We start from the raw sequence: 17,260 nt of genomic DNA on the forward strand, positions 1-17,260 counted from the left end.
AAAAATGAAAAAGAACATTGCGTTTGTCTTCCTGCTTTTAATTATTGTTTCTTCTTCTTTGAACGCACAATTGGTAAGAAGCTATGGTTTTAAAATTGGCGGCAATCTTGCAAAGCAGGATTTTAATTATGCCTCAAATCTTTCAATTGATTTGAAAACAGATAACCGTTTTGGATTAAACGTTGGGGCTTTCATCGAGTTTCTTGATCTGCCGGTAGCAAGCATTATTGCAGAGGTTGATTACACACAGAAGGGGATGAAATATACATCTACTGTAAGAACCACCGAACATCCAGAAGGAATAGGAACAACGACTGTAAATAACAGAATTGATTATTTATCGATCCTCTTACTCGGCAAAGTAAGATATAACCTCATTCTTTTTTCTCCTTATTTACTTGCCGGACCAAGAGTAGATATTGAGATAAACAAAAATATTGATAAAAATTACGATGAAGTTTACAAAGATTTCAAGAAAGGAAATTTTGGATTAACATTTGGGATTGGAACAGAAATAATTAAAATGCTGCTTGCAGAAATCCGCTACAATGTTGATTTAACGGATGCATATTCCACTGCGAATCTGAAAGTTAAAAACCAATCAATTGATTTTTTGGTTGGTATAATGTTATAATGGAAAGAAATTATTTTAGGGAATTGCTGAACAGTGGAAGCGATTCCCCATTTTTTTTCAATCAACTTTAACTACAATCAAGCTGATATCATCTTCAAAATTTCCGCTGGTAAATGTGGTAATTCCTTCTTTTATTTTTTCAAGCAGGTTTTCTTCTGGTTTTAAGCCAGCCACAAGCAATTCAAATCTTTCAGCACCAAAAGGTTCTTTTAACTGATTACGTGATTCAGTTATTCCATCCGTATTAAGAATTAAATGATCACCTTCGTTAAAATTAATGCTGATATCTTCATAATCGCCGTTTGCAGAAAATCCAAGCAGCATTCCCCGCGATTGAATTTGTTCAACTTTATTTGCCAGAGAATTTTTATAAACAAGCGGAAGATCCCCCGCTCCTGCATATTTAGCGGTTTTATTTTTCCTGTTTAAAACAACAATGGAAAGTGTTGCAAACACTTCAGAAACTTTTGCATCCTGGTAAACTGAATCATTTATTTTTTGCAATAATACACTTGGAGTAAATTCATTGGCAGATTGCAGAACAACACGGATTGCGCTCCGTACATAACCGGCATAAGCAAAAGCAAAATACCAGGCGCCCCATTTTTTACCCATTACATCGCCAAGTACAATAACCAGGTTGTCTGGATCTAATTGAAAGTAATCAATAAAATCTCCGCCTGGAATTCCTTTAAACGGCTCATGCCAATGTTTTATTTTAAAACCTTCAAACTCAGGGAAATCATCTGGAACTACTTTAGCGCGGAAAGAATCAGCCGCAAGATGGATTTCCGAAACCATTTTCTTTCTTTCTTTATCCAGGCTTTTTAGAATGGCAGAAACTTTTGCTATAACAACACGCGGACCGGAAGTTTTAATAATATAATCTTCTATCTCAAGATCGAAACCTTCAAGTATATCGCTTTCTTCACCTTTGGCGGTTAGAAAAACAAATGGTATTTCTCTCATAGAGGCATCATCAAGTAAAATTCTGCGAAACTGGTAACCATCCATTTCGGGCATCATAATATCGCATACAATAATATCTGGCAGAAACGATTTAACAGCACCAAGCGCTTCTTTACCGCTGTTGGCAACTTTTACATTAAATCCAGCTTTGGTCAAATTATATTCAAAAAGTCTTGATAGTTTCATGTCATCATCAACTAACAGAACTTTGTTTGCCTCCTGTGTAAAACTTTTTCCACCTTCTGTTTTTTCTATGAAAGCTTTATAGATGTCGCTTCTTTTTAGTAATGATTTAACTTTGAAAATTAATTCATTCTCATCGATGGGGAAATCTAGGAATTCTTCTGCGCCACCGGTTATTAAAGTGGCTTCATTTATTTTTTCATTTTCCTGTAGAATGAAAAGAAAAGGTAAATGCTGATATTTCTCTTTCCTTACTTCAGCAAATTCATCGTAACCAAAGTGATAATCTGTAATTGCCAAATCGAATGAGTCCGCAGATTTTAAATCGAAAGCTTCTTTATAGATGCTCTTAATTTCAAGTTGATATTCTTCCGTACTTAAATATTGTTTAAGCCGATTAATAACATAATCATTAGAGTGAATAACTAATAGTTTTCTTATGTTTGTTCCCATCACAGTATATAAAATTTATAAATCATGCTTTTAAATTGATTTAGCCGATATAACTTTTTATTGCATCATCTTTAGTTGGAAATGTTTCAAACACACGGAACATTCGAGTAAGTTCGAACATGGAGTGAACGGCAGGTTGAAAACCAACCAACTTCAAATCGCCGCCAAGTGCGGTTACTTTTTTAAGTGAAACTACCAAAGCACCAAGAAAAGTTGAGTCGATGAATTCACATTGAGTTAGATCCACGATCAAATGTCTTGAACCTTCTTCGATATCTTTAACCAGAATTTTTTTAAAATCTTCCGCTTCTTTTAACGTTGCTCTATCAAGGTTAACAACCTGCACGTTAACGGAACCATATTTTTCTTTGATAAAATCCATTTATTACTCCGTAAATTTTATAACCAGTTTGATTGATGATTTATTAATATTCATCATTGAACATTTAAACGAACATATTATAAAAGCTAATCATTCCTTTGTTTCATTTTCAATTTTATACCTAACCATTAATCTGTAAAATGTAGCCCGCCCAATATGTAATCTCTTTGCCGATTCCAGTATATTTCCGCCGGTAACTTTAATGGCATGCTTAAGCGCTTCCTGTTTAAGTCTTTCAAAAGGAATAATTGTATCATCGCTAAACAATGTACCGGATATTTCTGGTGAAAGCGATCCATCAGCAGAGCGGATATAATTTGGTATTACATCAACATCTATGGAGTCATATTCACTCAGAATAATACAGCGTTCAATTGTATTTTCCAATTCCCTTACGTTGCCGGGCCAATTATAATCGTAAATATATTTTAATGCTTTCTTAGTAAATCCAATAATATTCCGGTTTAATTTTTTATTTGCCTGACTTATAAAATGATCTGCCAGAACAAGAATGTCACCTTTTCTTTCTCTTAAATTTGGGATATAAATGGGAAAGGAATTCAATCTGTAATATAAATCTTCTCTAAATTCTTTTGTATCAACAGCAACTTTAAGATCTTTGTTGGTTGCCGAAATAATTCTTACATCAGTTTTAATTACCTCAGTTCCACCAACTCTTTCAAATTCCTTATTTTGAATTACGCGTAGTAATTTTGCCTGAAGAGCCATATGTAATTCACCAACTTCATCAAGAAAGATAGTTCCTTCCTTTGCCACTTCAAATTTACCTATCTTCCTTTGGTATGCACCGGTAAAGGAGCCTTTCTCGTGTCCAAATAATTCGCTTTCTAAAAGTTCGCGTGGAATGGAGGCACAGTTAACCACAACAAATGGTTTCTCTTTTCTAATTCCATTATAATGAATTGCGCGGGCAATCAGTTCTTTTCCGGTTCCGCTTTCACCATGGATTAGCACGGTAATATCATTATTCAGCACTTTAGAAACCATCTTAAATACATCCTGCATTTTTTTATCAGCAGAAACCAGGTTATCAAAACCGTACTCCTTCTTAACATTTTCTTTAAGCAGTTTCAATTCCCTTTGAAGATCATAGTTCTTAATTGAATTTTTAATTGCCGGTTCCAGCCGCTGGACGTCTATCGGTTTGGGAAAATAATCGAAAGCACCTAAACGGAGTGCTTCTACAGCAACTTCAATGCTTCCCTGGGCAGAAAGCATTATCACGGGTAAATGTTCATCTTGGCGTTTTAATTTTTTAAGAATTTCAATTCCATCGATATCCGGCAGCATAATATCGAGCAGTACAAGATCTGGATTGAGGGATAATTTTTTTAACATCCCTTCGCCATTTTCAAAAACCTCAATTTGATATTTCCATTTGTCTCTTACCCAGTGCGATAATAACCTGGCGATGGATTTTTCATCATCAACTATGAATACTAATTTTTCCAATTGACCCTCATAATTTTGTTTCTACCATTTTAGGAAGTTTAACAATAAAAGTTGTTCCTTTAGTAACTTCACTTAGTACTGTAATTAATCCTTTGTGAAGATCGATTATTTGTTTTACCAATCCCAAGCCAATTCCGGTGCCGGTGCTTAAGGTGCCGGGATTTTCAACTTTAAAAAACTTCTGGAATATGCGTTCCAGATCTTTTTCTAAAATTCCAATTCCAGTATCGGTAATAATTATTTCAAATTCTTTATTAAATTCTTGCCCAATCACAGATACTCTGCCATCGCGGTCTGTAAATTTAAGGGCATTTGAAATTAAATGATAATAAACCTGTCCAATCCGTTCTTTATCTCCGAACAAATAAATATCTTTATCTGGTATATCCGTTGTGAATATAATACCTTTTTCATCTGCCGCCGCTTTTGCTTTGGTTACTATCTCTGTTAACAGTTCTGTTGCATTAAATTTAGTTTTAAGCAAGTCCATTTTACCGGCTTCTATTTTTGCAAAATCCAGGAAGTCGTTTATTAGCCGTGCTAATCGCTTCCCTTCACTAAGAATGATATCGTTGAATTCCATTACCATTTCTTTGGGAAGATCGGGATCGGCGCTTATCGTTTCTGAAAACCCAACAATGGAGGATAGCGGAGTTCTAAGTTCGTGAGAAATGTTGGATATAAACTCACTCTTTAATTTATTAACTTCTTCAAGTACAGAAACCTGTTGTTTGGCTCTGTCTCGTTCAACAGATATTAATCTATTTGCTTCTATTAGTTTTGCGTTTAGTTGTTGAAGTTTTTCCTCAACTTTGCGTCGTTCAGTAATATCTCTTCCGATACCAAGCATTCCGATAATTTCATCTGCTAACTTTATTGGTCTACCCTGAATTTCAAAAACAATGTCTTTATTCAATTTGTCTACTAAAGTTGCTTCAAAGGAAATTCTTTTATCTGATTTTAAGATTTGCTGGAAAGCGATTGCAATATCTGCTTTATTATTTTCGTTAACAAATTCAAGAAAATGTTTGCTAATCATTTCTTCCGGTGAATAGCCTAACGCAAGAGCACAATAAGAATTTACTGTTATAAAGTATCCATAACTATCAAGATTAAAAATAAGATCATTTGCTGTTTCAATTAAGAGCCGAAATCTTTGCTCCGATTTTTCAAGTTCAAGTTTGGCTGTTGTTTCTTTAGTTATGTCGCTTAGAACTCCATCAATTTTTATAACAGTTCCATCCTGGTGTACTGGAAATCCCGAGTTTCTTATAAAATGTTGTTTTCCCCATTTGTCTTTTATCTGGTACTCAACGGTGGCAGAATTTCCTTTCCTTAGTTCTCTTACAAAGCCCTTAAATTTTACTAAATCATTCCGGTTAATTTGTCTTACAATCAACCTGGGATTATGGAGTAGATCTTGCGGTGTAAATCCCAGCATTTTTACAACGGCTTCTGTAATAAAAATGAATTTGCTGCCATCCGGTGGTGTAGAATATAGAACGGCTTCGATGTTCTTGGTTGTATCCTTAAGAGAATTCTCCAGAAATGATTCATCTATTGTATTCTCGAATGTATTGAATATTTCTGTAACTTCACCATCAGTATTAACCAGTGGAAATGAATTAACGTTGAACAAAACAGATTCATCTTTTTCGGTTAAGCATCTAATCCTTCTGTTATAAACAGGGTTACCGTTCTTTACTATATCGGGAGCATAAAAGCATTTTTTTGCATTTAAAAGAAGTTTAACATTGGAAATTTCTGAAGTTTGTTGGTTTAGGCTTGCCTGTGTAAAAACTAATTTTAATAATTCTTTTCCACGGGCATTTATTGCAAGAATATTTCCGTCTATATCGTTTATCAGGAGACCAATCCCTATTTCATTAAATATTGTTCCGAAATCTATGTCGTAATTTTTCATCAGGATAATCTGTACTTGTTTTATTGTACCAAGCTACTAATACTGTAAGAATTTGCTCACTAATCTAATAAAAAAAATTGTAAGAAATGACTGACAAAATAATTCTGCCGGATTTTTATCTTTTTAATTGAGCCACACATCTAAAGAAAATCTAAATTCGGGTTCTTTATAATAGGATTCATTAATGTCAATTATGTTTAGAACAATCAAAAGTTAATTGTAAGCTTTCAAATTCCAAACACTGAATGGGTAAGATTAAAAATACAATTTGATGCTAGTAAAATCGAATGTGGGAAAGGCGGTTGAGTTTAGGCGTTGATTGACTTTGAATTTTTGTTTTTTAATATTGTTGCAAAGTTTTAGAAAGATGTTTGATATTAAACAAAGATTCTTTAAGTAGTACTATAAAATTTCGAATGATGTACAATTCCTTCTTTTCTTTTTACTTTGATGTGTATGTCAAAAGAAGAATTTCCATCTTCAAATCTTAGTTGCCAAAATACAGCAATAGTGCAATGATTTTTATAATTAGAGGAGTAGCAAATGAAAAAGATTTTAATTCTAAATGTAATATTAGCATCAACTTTAGTAATTTTTTTATTTCAAAATGGCTGTCAAAATGATTCTCTCTCTCCTCAACAGAACCGTAAACCCAAAATTGAAAGCTTATCAGCTAATCCAGCAACTATTGAGACAGAACAGCAAACCGCATTAACCTGCGTAGCCACAGATGCGGATGGAGATAATCTAACAATAACCTGGGCGTCGCAAGATGGTAGTTTTCCGAATGGCGACACAGGTATTTCTGTAAACTGGAAAGCATCTGTTGTAAAAGGCAGCTATGCAATTACAGCTACTGTTAGTGATGGAGAAGTAACGGTGACTGATATAGTTACGGTTACAGTTCAAGACGGCAGCGCAAATTTGTCGCCAAATCCGCCATCCAATCCAAGTCCGGAAGATAATGCCACAAACCGACCAAAGGCTTTAACATTAAGCTGGACTTGTAATGATCCTGACGGAGATCCTTTAACTTATGATGTTTATTTTGGAACAAGCAGTAACCTAACTACAAAAGTTTCATCAGATCAAACAGAAACAAGCATAACAAGAAATGGTCTTAACACCAACACTCCATATTACTGGAAGATAGTTGCAAAGGATAATCATAGTAACTTAACACCCGGTCCTGTTTGGAAGTTTACGACAACCCCTGGGGGAACTGTAGGATCAATTTGTCCTGGCTTACCAACTGTAATTGATTCGCGCAACGGCAAAGTATACAACACTGTAAAAATTGGCAATCAATGCTGGTTAAAAGAAAATCTTGATATTGGAACCAGAATAGATGGAAGCAAGGAACAAACTAATAATAGTACAATTGAAAAGTATTGCTATGATAATCTCGAATCTAATTGTAATACATATGGAGGGCTGTACCAATGGAATGAAGCAATGGCGTACAGCAAAACACCAAGCATACAGGGAATTTGCCCTGGTGGTTGGCACATACCAACAAAAGCAGAATTCGATACATTAGCAAGAGTAGTAAATAATGATGGTAACGCTTTAAAAGCATTAGGACAAGGAATTGCCCCAAATGGTGAAGGAACAAACACGAGCAGTTTTTCCGTTTTGTTGGCTGGCTACCGGTACGATGATGGTCACTTCTATAATTTAAGTGACGGCACGTACTTTTGGAGTTCGAATGAGATTGATGTTACATATGCCAGCTACCTGAACCTGATTGATTATGATAGTTATATGCACTTCCTGGCTGATTACAAGGCTTACGGTTTTAGCATTCGGTGCGTTAAGGATTAGCATCAAAATACAGCAAGAGTATTTTGATTATTATAAATAAAGTGGACGACACAAATGAAAAAGTTAATACTGATTTTGTTAATGCCATTTGCACAGTTTTATATTCTATCTGCCCAGACAGTAACGGGCAAATTAGTTAATATAACAGGAGAAGGTTTATCTGGTTTACAACTGCAACTTTATATTTCACCAAATGTTTACTCAACAACTTCTGGTATTGATGGCTCTTTTACTTTCGCGAATATTTCTGATGTAGAAACAGAAAACACTCTTCCATCAGGTTATAATATTTCTAATAATTATCCTAACCCATTTAATCCCTTAACAAGAATAAACATTACACTTCCAAAAGCCAGCAAAGTTAAAATTGATTTGTTCAATATCGTCGGTGAAAGAGTTAGATCTGTAATTGAAAAAGATCTTGGCGCAGGTAATAATTTTGTCGATATAGAATTGAATGGGCTAGCTAATGGATTTTACATTGCAAGAATAACAGTTGATCAGCAATATACTGTTCTAAAAAAATTAATGCTTCTATATGGAAGCCAACATTTAACAAACTCACCTGGTGTTGCAAACTTCCAGCTTAACAAATCATCTGGTGATATAATACTTGATAGTATTGTAGTTAGTTCATTTATAACTGGAAGAAAAACTTTCACAAATCTTCCCATCCTGACCGGCAAGACAATTGATGTCGGAAATTTAGTTGTAGAATTAATCGTGACAGAAAAATTAGAAAACTTCACAGGTCAAGTTAAGTTACCAGATAATTCAACTGTTACTTTGCAAAATCTTAGTTTAGTTACGCCTGTAAATGAAGCTAATGTCAATAGTGACGGATCAGTTGTGGTAGAATCCTATCAAGATAAATATTCTTTTACTTATTTGTTAGATGAAAAAGATAATATGATAGGAGCATCATATTCAAATCTTACTAACAACTTTGAAATAAACGAAACTACTACGGCACTAGCTGTGGCTTTTATGTTTCCAGTCGATTGGGGAATTTTTGGTCTTACGCCAAATCAATTGATGATCGAAATATCTCAGCACTCCAAATTCCCGGCTCTGAAAAATATTGTAAGAGATCTAATGGTTAATGATCCCAAAAATTTAATGAATTATCAGGCACATCCGGATATGTTAAAAACAGCGGCTGAAATTGTTCTAGATATTGTTCACAATCACGGCGGCATACTTCAAAAAAAAAGTGGAATATCAAACATCCTTTCCGGTCCTGTTTATATTGAGGATGTGCCCAATGATGGGAAAATAAAAATCATAAACCCCCGCGCAACACCATATGGAATATGTTCCTACAACACAGATAAAAACCCATTAGATAAAGATTCATATTCAATGTGGTCACCACCACTTTATGTATATGGAAGGGGTATAAACTGGTGGATATTGCCAACTAATGGAGAAACAGAATACTCAATAGGTGACGGTTATTTTATTTTGACGTTATCACGGAGTGACCCCCGGTATTGCCTTGCTAGTGAATTTCTTCCCGTACCTTTAATTGGCGCAATATCATTTGTAATGGACCAGAACTGGGAAGTAGCAAATGGAGATTATTATAAAATATTAAAAGCCAATTCTAAATTAAAAGGTTTATTGGGCGGGTTAATCTATGTGACAGCACGCAGTCTTGGAATTGTATCTGTGGTTGATCCATCTGAAGCAACTGGATTTCTGCAAATAGCTTTAGATTACGGACCCACAGCTGCTGAATTATTCACAGAAGTTACACTGTCAGGCGAAAATCTAATGGAGGGAGGTATTACAGCTCTTCCAGGATTTCTTGTTCCAACTATTAAAAGAAATGCGGAAAGAATATCTGTCTGGGCTTCTAAATATGGTTCAAAAGTAGCGCCCAAAGCATTACAAGCAGGCATTGGAAATTTAACTGTAATATTGGATTTTGTTGGTGCAGGGGAAGATGCTTTCTTACTTGGCTGGTTTTTTTATGATTCTTTTTTTTCGGAAAGTGATCTTACATTTTATATTAAACAAAAAAATGGGAATGCCAAAATTTATACTACGCAACCTGCCCCAACGGTACCCACTGTATCAGGTGTTTTTAATGGAATCGCAGATAGTTCTTATAATTATACTGTTTCACCTTCAGATTCCGACTGTGATAATGTAAAGTATAAAGTTTATTATGGAGATGGAACAGTAGATGAATCAGATTATGTGACAAACTGTCAAAGTTATATGTTTTCTCATTCCTATCAAGCTGGTAATTATGAAATTTCAGTACAAGCAATCGATAGGTTAGGTTTCTCATCCGAACAATCCCAACCGATTAAAGTAACCATTGTATCAACCACATTTTGCCCGGAAATTCCTACTGTTGCCTATGCCGGTAAAATATATAACTCTGTCCAAATTGGAGCTCAATGCTGGTTAAGAGAAAATCTTGATGTAGGAACAAGAATAGACGGAGCTGCCGAACAAACGAACAATAGTACAATTGAAAAATACTGTTATGATAATCTCGAATCTAATTGTGATACTTACGGTGGCTTATATCAATGGAATGAAGCGATGCAATATGTAACAACACAAGGCACAAAAGGTATTTGTCCAACTGGTTGGCACATACCGACTTTAGAGGAATTTCAGACTCTGGCAACAACTGTAAATAATGATGGGAATGCTCTTAAAGCTATTGGGCAAGGAACAGGCGCTGGGGCTGGTACGAATATAAGTGGATTTTCCGCATTGTTTGCGGGTTACCGTTATGAAAGCGGCTTCGCTGGTTTATTAGCTAATTACACTTACAATTGGAGTTCAACCGCGTACGATACCATTATTTATAGATATAGCTTTCACATTTACTATGATGGTAGTAATATAGAGCTATCGGGAAACGGTAAGCAATACGGCTTTAGTGTTCGCTGCCTGAAGGATTAGACAATTTGACTATTTGACTTGTCCTGGCAAGGGGACTCGATTTAAAATAATTTAGAAGGCTATGAGATTAGCAGAAAAATTTCCAGTATATAAAGCAGTAAAATTCGCTTTACTAATTGAATTATTTTTTGTGAATATTTTATATGCCCAAACAATAGAAGTACAAATTTTATGTTCTTCGGGCAAAGCTTTTATATCTAAGTTGAGCGGGGAGAAGACAACTTTACGTGACTCCGTTACAGTGATTGCAAATGGCATTTATAAATTCACATTAGATAAAGGCAATTATCATCCCGGTTTTTACCGGCTTTCTTTCAATAAAAATAAATGGATCGATTTTGTTAACGATGGCGAAGATGTAAGCATAAAAACTTATGCAAATAATGTTTTGGATAGTTTGAAAGTTATAAATTCCGAAAGCAATAAAATATATAACTCCTTCATTTTGCTAAATAAGCAATACAAGATTAAGACAGAATTGTTGCAGCTTATCTTAGCCCGCTATCCAAAAGATGATGGATACTATAAAACCACTGAACAAAAAGTAAAAGAATTACAAAATGAGTACACTGAATTTGTTAAAGTAATTTCACAAAAAAACCCGAATTCCTTCGTTGCCAGATACATTCGCTCTGCGCAATTACCGGTAGTAGATTATTCCCTTCCGATTGACAAACAAATAGTTTATCTAAAATCTCACGCACTTGATAAAGTTGATTTCAGCGATGCCGGATTAATTTATTCTGATGTCTTTTCAAATAAATCTATTGAGTACCTTACTTATTACCGCAATCCGCAACTGCCGAAAGAACTTTTAGAAAAAGAATTTATGATTGCTGTAGATACAATTCTGAATAAGGCAAAAGTTCATCAATTAGTTTATCAGCATATTACAGAATATTTGATAGATGGTTTTAAGAAGTTTGGGTTTGATAAGATCATCGATTACATAATTCAGAACTACGTTATCAAAGATGATCTTTGTCTTGATGAGAAAACAGAGAATTCTATTCAAAGAAGATTAGACCAGAATAAGAAACTGCCAATTGGTGCAATTGCCCCAAACATTGTTTTACCTGATGCTGGAGGTAAGGACATTGATTTATCAAAGCTGAATAGTGAAAAAGTTTTAATTGTATTTTATGCAAGCTGGTGCCCTCATTGTAATGAGTTAATTCCAAAGCTGAACGATTTGTACATCAAACAAAAAACTAAATCATTGGAGGTATTTGCAATTTCAGTTGATACAACAAAATCCGATTGGTTAAATTTTATAAAGAAGAATAATCTAAATTGGATTAACCTCTTTGCAGTAAAAGGATGGGGCAGCAAAGCCGCATCGGATTATTATTTATACGCAACTCCAACAATGTTTTTATTAGATAAGCAAAGAAAGATAATTTTAAAGCCAACTACGTTTGAAGAAATACATTCATACTTCTGATATTAGAAAACTACCGAAGTTCACCAAACAGCAGAGGTTTGTTATGCCAAATTTTAATATGAAATTTTTATAAATATTCTGTAATATATCCTTAGGAAAGTTTCAATTTATTTATATCACGAGAGGAAAAATTATGAGAGCCTTTCTATTTCTGTTTATTTTTTTATGCCTTACTATTTCAGTTCAGGTAAGCCAAATTCAGGTTCCTTATACCAGGTATGTTCTTCCAAATGGATTGAATGTTATCCTGCACGAAGACCACACAACACCAACTGTAAGCGTAAATATGTATTATTGGGTTGGTTCAGCAAATGAAAAACCCGGGCGCACCGGTTTCGCTCATTTGTTCGAACACTTAATGTTTATGGGCTCTGGACACGTGCCAGTTGGTCAGTTTGATAAACTTCTGGAAGCTGCCGGTGGAGATAATAACGGATCGACAAGTAACGACCGGACAAACTATTGGGAAAATGTTCCTACAAATGCTCTTGAACTTTCTTTGTTTCTGGATTCTGACAGAATGGGTTACTTAGTTGATGCTATGACTCCAAAAAAAGTTGATGAGCAGCGAGACGTAGTTAAAAATGAAAGAAGACAAAGCTATGAAAATCGCCCTTATGGGTTAGCTTGGGAAAATATTTATAAAAATTTGTATCCCGCCGGTCATCCTTACAATTGGGCTACTATCGGATCGATGGCAGACTTGAGTGCAGCAAGCTTTGAAGATGTTGTTGAATTTTTTAAAACATATTATGTTCCCAACAATGCAAGCCTTTCCATTGCGGGAGATATAAAACCCCAAGAAACAATTAAGCTGGTTGAAAAATGGTTTGGAGAAATTCCCAAAGGAAAACCAGCACCGCTAATAAATCCACCCGCCGCCAAATTAGCAGAAGAAAAATTTTTAGTATTGGAAGATAAAGTTCAGCTTCCACGCCTTTATATGGTTTGGATTACTCCACAACAGTTTTATCCTGGCGATGCAGAGCTGGATATGCTTGCCAACATTCTAAGCGGAGGCAAAAATTCAAGATTATATCAACGGTTAGTTTACGAATTGCAAATTGCGCAGGATGTAAATGCTTCCCAGGGTTCGGGAAAACTCTCTTCTCAATTTATGATAATTGCCACTGCCCGTGCTGGTCATACGCTGGAAGAACTAAAAAAAGTTATTCAGGAAGAAATAGATAAAATTAAAAAAGATCCTCCGGCAGAAAGAGAATTGCAGCGTGCAGTAAATCAATACGAGGCAAGATTTACTGATGGTTTAGAAAATGTTGGTGGATTTGGCGGTAAGGCAGATTTACTGAACAACTATTTTTACGCAACTGGAAATCCTGATTACTTTAATGAAGACTTAGCAAGATATAAAGCGTTGGGCGTTAATGATATTCAGGCAATTGCAAAAACTTTTTTGCCAGATGATGGCAGAGTTGTGTTAAGTATTGTTCCGCAGGGTAAACTTGATTTAGCCGTAAAAGCAAAAGAGGAGGGAAAGTAAAATGAAAAATGCAATTTTATATTTGGCGGTTTCGTTTATTGTTGTCATTCTGTTTAGTCAATCTTTAATTGCTCAACGGGTTGAAAGAAATGCCCCGCCTCAGTTACCACCACCATCCAAACTTGTGGTACCTCCAATAGAAAAATTTGAACTATCGAATGGAATAAAAGTAGTATTAATGGAAAAGCACAACGTTCCGTTAGTTCAGCTAAATGTAATTGTTAAATCCGGAAGCATATGTGATCCTGAAAATAAAACCGGGTTAGCTAATTTAACAATGGATATGCTTGATGAAGGTGCCGCTGGTAAAACTTCTCTTGAATTAGCAGATGCAATAGATTTTTTAGGAGCAAGAATATCTGCAAGCGCTGGTCAGCATTATTCCGGCATCTATTTGCACACACCGCTTTCAAAGTTTGATGATGCGCTTAAACTGCTTTCGGACATCGTATTAAACCCAGATTTTCCACTAAAAGAGTTGGAAAGAAAAACAAAAGATCGATTGACCACAATTATGCAATGGCACGATCAACCCACGGCTATCGCACCGTTTACTTTTAATCTAAAATTATTTGGCAAAGAGCATCCTTACGGAAGACCAACCATTGGTTACGAGAACACTATAAAAAGTTTTTCTGTTGGTGATTTAAAGAATTTCCACAAGGAATATTTTAAAGCAAACAACGCTTTTATTGTTGCTGTGGGCGATGTTAAGATTGATGAATTAAAAACTAAATTAGAATCTGCTTTTGGCAAATGGCAGAAAGGTGATGTTCCAACTGATAAAATTAAAGAAGCCCTTCAGGTAAATAAAAGAACGATATACATTGTTGATAAACCTGGTTCAGCACAATCTGTTATTTTTATTGGAAGAATTGGTGCACCCAGAATAACAACAGATTATAACGCTATTTCTGTGATGAATACAATTCTTGGCGGTTCATTTTCTTCGCGGTTAAACCAAAACTTAAGAGAAGTGCATGGATATACTTATGGTGCTGGTTCTTATTTTTCATTCCGACCTATACCCGGACCATTTATTGCGCAGTCTTCAGTTCAGACAGATGTAACCGACAAAGCATTAACTGAATTCTTTAATGAATTAAATGGAATTTTGAAGCCAGTTCCCGATGAAGAATTAGCACGTGCAAAAAATTATTTAGCACTTAGTTACCCATCTAATTTTCAGAATGTAGCAGAAATTGCCGGGCAGTTAGAAGAAATGGTAGAGTACAATTTGCCGGATAATTATTTCAGCGATTATATTCCTTCAGTTTTAAGTATTAGCGGTGATGATGTGAATAAAGCTGCTAAAAAATACATTGTTCCTGACCAGGTTTTAGTTGTTGTGGTTGGTGATAAGGCAAAAATTGAAGATGGAATAAAGAAATTGAATCTTGGTGAAATTATAAACCTTTCTATTGAAGATGTCTTAGGAAAGATCCCGAAGATAGAAAACTAGAATAGTAAGAAGTTGTTTTATTGTTTAATAGGGACGCAATACAATGCGTCTCTATTATAAATAATCAACTCTCAAATTAATCAATCACGGGCAGCTTCTCTTGTATTTAACTTTCCACAATATTATCTTTTCATAAGAAAATTAGAAATAATAAAGAAGGTTTTTATGAAAATATTAAAAGGGTTATTTGTTTTATTAATAGTCGCATTGCTTTCTATTCAATGCAGTACAGTACCAATAACCGGCAGGCAACAGCTCGATCTTATTCCTTCTTCTCAAATGCAATCTATGAGCTACCAGCAATATGGAGATTTTCTTAAAACTGCCAAGCTTAGTAATGATCAAAATGGCATTGCACTTGTCCGGAGAGTTGGAACAAAAGTGCAGGCAGCGGTTGAACAGTATTTTGCACAAAATAAAATGTCTAAAGAATTAAATGGTTATAGCTGGGAATTTAATCTTGTAGAAGACCCGCAGGTGAACGCCTGGTGTATGCCCGGTGGCAAAGTTGTTGTTTATACCGGTATTCTTCCTATTACAAAAGATGAAGCCGGGTTAGCAACTGTAATGGGACACGAAATTGCACATGCAATTGCAAAACATGGTGATGAAAGAATGAGTCAGGGATTGCTAACTCAGTTGGGTGGTATGGCATTAGAAAAAGCAATTGAAACAAAACCAGCTGCAACACAGCAACTGTTTATGACTGCATTTGGTCTTGGTGCACAGCTTGGGGTACTTCTTCCTTACAGCAGATTGCATGAGAGCGAAGCTGATCACTTAGGATTAATTTTTATGGCAATGGCAGGATACGATCCAAATCAAGCAGTTCCATTCTGGCAAAGGATGGCTCAGTTGGGTAAAGGACAAAAGCCGCCAGAATTTTTGAGCACTCATCCATCTGATGAAACAAGAATAAGCGATATTCAGAAAGCGCTTCCGGAAGCGATGAAATATTATAAGAAATAGTCTTTTCAGCCTCTCCCTTGGGGGAGGTTTTTAAATCATTTTCCTTTTAATATATTCTCGTTGTTCAGTATTCGGTATTTTGACTTTATAATATTGAATAATAAAATATCGAATACTGAAGTTCTATCGAAGCACTTCCTGTGGGGAAAGACGCGACAAGCTCATAATTTTCTTGCAACAACCACAACTGTTTTCATTGTTTCCAGCACACCAGAGTTTTCATTTAGCGCTTCAAGAAAGATAATATAAATTCCAATCCGTAATGGATTGCCGGAATCGTTCAAACCATCAAAGATTACAGAACCTTGCCACCCGCTTGCCTGGTTGTTCAACAATGTTCTTACAAGTCTTCCCTGGCTGCCTACTTCATTTGTAATCGCGATATTGGATCTTTGAGGAAAAAGATACAACAATTCACCATTACTAACTACTGGTTATTGTCACCTGATTCCGCTTGATATATAAACGACAATTTAAATATCAGCTATTTCTATTGCCACGATGTTTACATCGTGGACAATTTTTGTATAATAAATCCGGCTTTAGCCGCATTTAATTTTGAAGAACATTTACTCCGTACTTTTTCATCATTCCATTATATTCATCACCAAAAGATTTTTTAGAATGATGCAATTCCTGATCTCTTATATAATTTCTTACTTTATCTACCATCGATTCGCTTACTGATACGGCAATATATTCATCTTGCCATTGGAATCTTGAACAACTTTCATTTAAAACATTTTTATTTATCCAATGTGATGATTCTCCTTTGATTAGCATTACTTCTTTACTAATCGGCATTTCAGAATTAAGAGAAATCAATAAATGGATATGATCGCTGATGCAGTTAATTGAATCTATCCATAATCCTTTTTCCCTGGCGTTAATTTTTATATGTTCAATAAGTTTATGTTTTAATTCAGGTGAGATTATCTTTTCTCTATTCTTAGTCGACCAAATTAAGTGAATCCATACTCTAACAAATGGCATTTTTAATTTACTCCTTTCTGTGGCTAAAGCCGGATGTTTATTTTCCTAATCCACGTTCTAAAGAACGTGGCAATAAAAAATATTGCATTTCGTTTTTTTCAGAAAAACTGAACTCCTTAAC

Annotated in this window: 13 protein-coding genes; 7 read left to right on the top strand and 6 right to left on the bottom strand. The window is 35.1% G+C overall.

Annotated elements, in window-relative coordinates; translation table 11 throughout:
- Positions 1-4 precede the first annotated feature (4 nt).
- Complete coding sequence (locus NTX22_10110; GenBank protein MCX6150867.1) at positions 5-634, top strand: porin family protein; 630 nt, start codon at positions 5-7, stop codon at positions 632-634.
- 57 nt (positions 635-691) lie between these two features.
- On the opposite strand, the gene NTX22_10115 is transcribed toward NTX22_10110, so the two are convergent.
- From NTX22_10115 to NTX22_10130, 4 genes are all read right to left on the bottom strand, one after another.
- Positions 692-2,239: a SpoIIE family protein phosphatase gene (locus NTX22_10115; GenBank protein MCX6150868.1), complete on the bottom strand. Its 1,548-nt coding sequence runs from the start codon at positions 2,237-2,239 to the stop codon at positions 692-694.
- A 40-nt stretch (positions 2,240-2,279) separates the two neighbouring features.
- A complete protein-coding gene (locus NTX22_10120) occupies positions 2,280-2,621 on the bottom strand; it encodes an STAS domain-containing protein (GenBank protein ID MCX6150869.1) in 342 nt (113 codons plus the stop codon).
- A gap of 90 nt (positions 2,622-2,711) precedes the next feature.
- Positions 2,712-4,094: a sigma-54 dependent transcriptional regulator gene (locus tag NTX22_10125; protein ID MCX6150870.1), complete on the bottom strand. Its 1,383-nt coding sequence runs from the start codon at positions 4,092-4,094 to the stop codon at positions 2,712-2,714.
- Between the two features lie 7 nt (positions 4,095-4,101).
- On the bottom strand, positions 4,102-6,018 hold the full coding sequence (locus NTX22_10130; protein MCX6150871.1) for a PAS domain-containing sensor histidine kinase: 1,917 nt from the start codon (positions 6,016-6,018) through the stop codon (positions 4,102-4,104).
- Positions 6,019-6,561: 543 nt separating this feature from the next.
- Between NTX22_10130 and NTX22_10135 the strand changes: the two genes are divergently transcribed.
- The 6 genes from NTX22_10135 to NTX22_10160 all read left to right on the top strand — a co-directional run bounded on the left by NTX22_10135 (position 6,562) and on the right by NTX22_10160 (position 16,146).
- On the top strand, positions 6,562-7,842 hold the full coding sequence (locus NTX22_10135; protein ID MCX6150872.1) for a hypothetical protein: 1,281 nt from the start codon (positions 6,562-6,564) through the stop codon (positions 7,840-7,842).
- A 54-nt stretch (positions 7,843-7,896) separates the two neighbouring features.
- Positions 7,897-10,770, top strand: coding sequence for a T9SS type A sorting domain-containing protein (locus NTX22_10140; protein ID MCX6150873.1), 2,874 nt, complete (start codon positions 7,897-7,899; stop codon positions 10,768-10,770).
- 61 nt (positions 10,771-10,831) lie between these two features.
- Positions 10,832-12,214, top strand: coding sequence for a TlpA disulfide reductase family protein (locus tag NTX22_10145; GenBank protein MCX6150874.1), 1,383 nt, complete (start codon positions 10,832-10,834; stop codon positions 12,212-12,214).
- A gap of 133 nt (positions 12,215-12,347) precedes the next feature.
- On the top strand, positions 12,348-13,715 hold the full coding sequence (locus tag NTX22_10150; protein MCX6150875.1) for a pitrilysin family protein: 1,368 nt from the start codon (positions 12,348-12,350) through the stop codon (positions 13,713-13,715).
- A gap of 1 nt (position 13,716) precedes the next feature.
- Positions 13,717-15,177, top strand: a complete 1,461-nt coding sequence (locus tag NTX22_10155) for a pitrilysin family protein (GenBank protein ID MCX6150876.1) — start codon at positions 13,717-13,719, stop codon at positions 15,175-15,177.
- Positions 15,178-15,342: 165 nt separating this feature from the next.
- Positions 15,343-16,146, top strand: coding sequence for a M48 family metallopeptidase (locus NTX22_10160; protein MCX6150877.1), 804 nt, complete (start codon positions 15,343-15,345; stop codon positions 16,144-16,146).
- A gap of 161 nt (positions 16,147-16,307) precedes the next feature.
- On the opposite strand, the gene NTX22_10165 is transcribed toward NTX22_10160, so the two are convergent.
- Together NTX22_10165 and tnpA are read right to left on the bottom strand one after the other, a co-directional pair.
- Complete coding sequence (locus NTX22_10165) at positions 16,308-16,556, bottom strand: hypothetical protein (protein MCX6150878.1); 249 nt, start codon at positions 16,554-16,556, stop codon at positions 16,308-16,310.
- Positions 16,557-16,698: 142 nt separating this feature from the next.
- The gene (gene tnpA, locus NTX22_10170) at positions 16,699-17,139 is read right to left on the bottom strand and encodes an IS200/IS605 family transposase (GenBank protein ID MCX6150879.1); all 441 of its coding nucleotides are present in this window, start codon (positions 17,137-17,139) and stop codon (positions 16,699-16,701) included.
- Positions 17,140-17,260: the final 121 nt, after the last annotated feature.

The organism is Ignavibacteriales bacterium (assembly GCA_026390815.1).
GTDB lineage: Bacteria > Bacteroidota > Ignavibacteria > Ignavibacteriales > SURF-24 > JAPLFH01.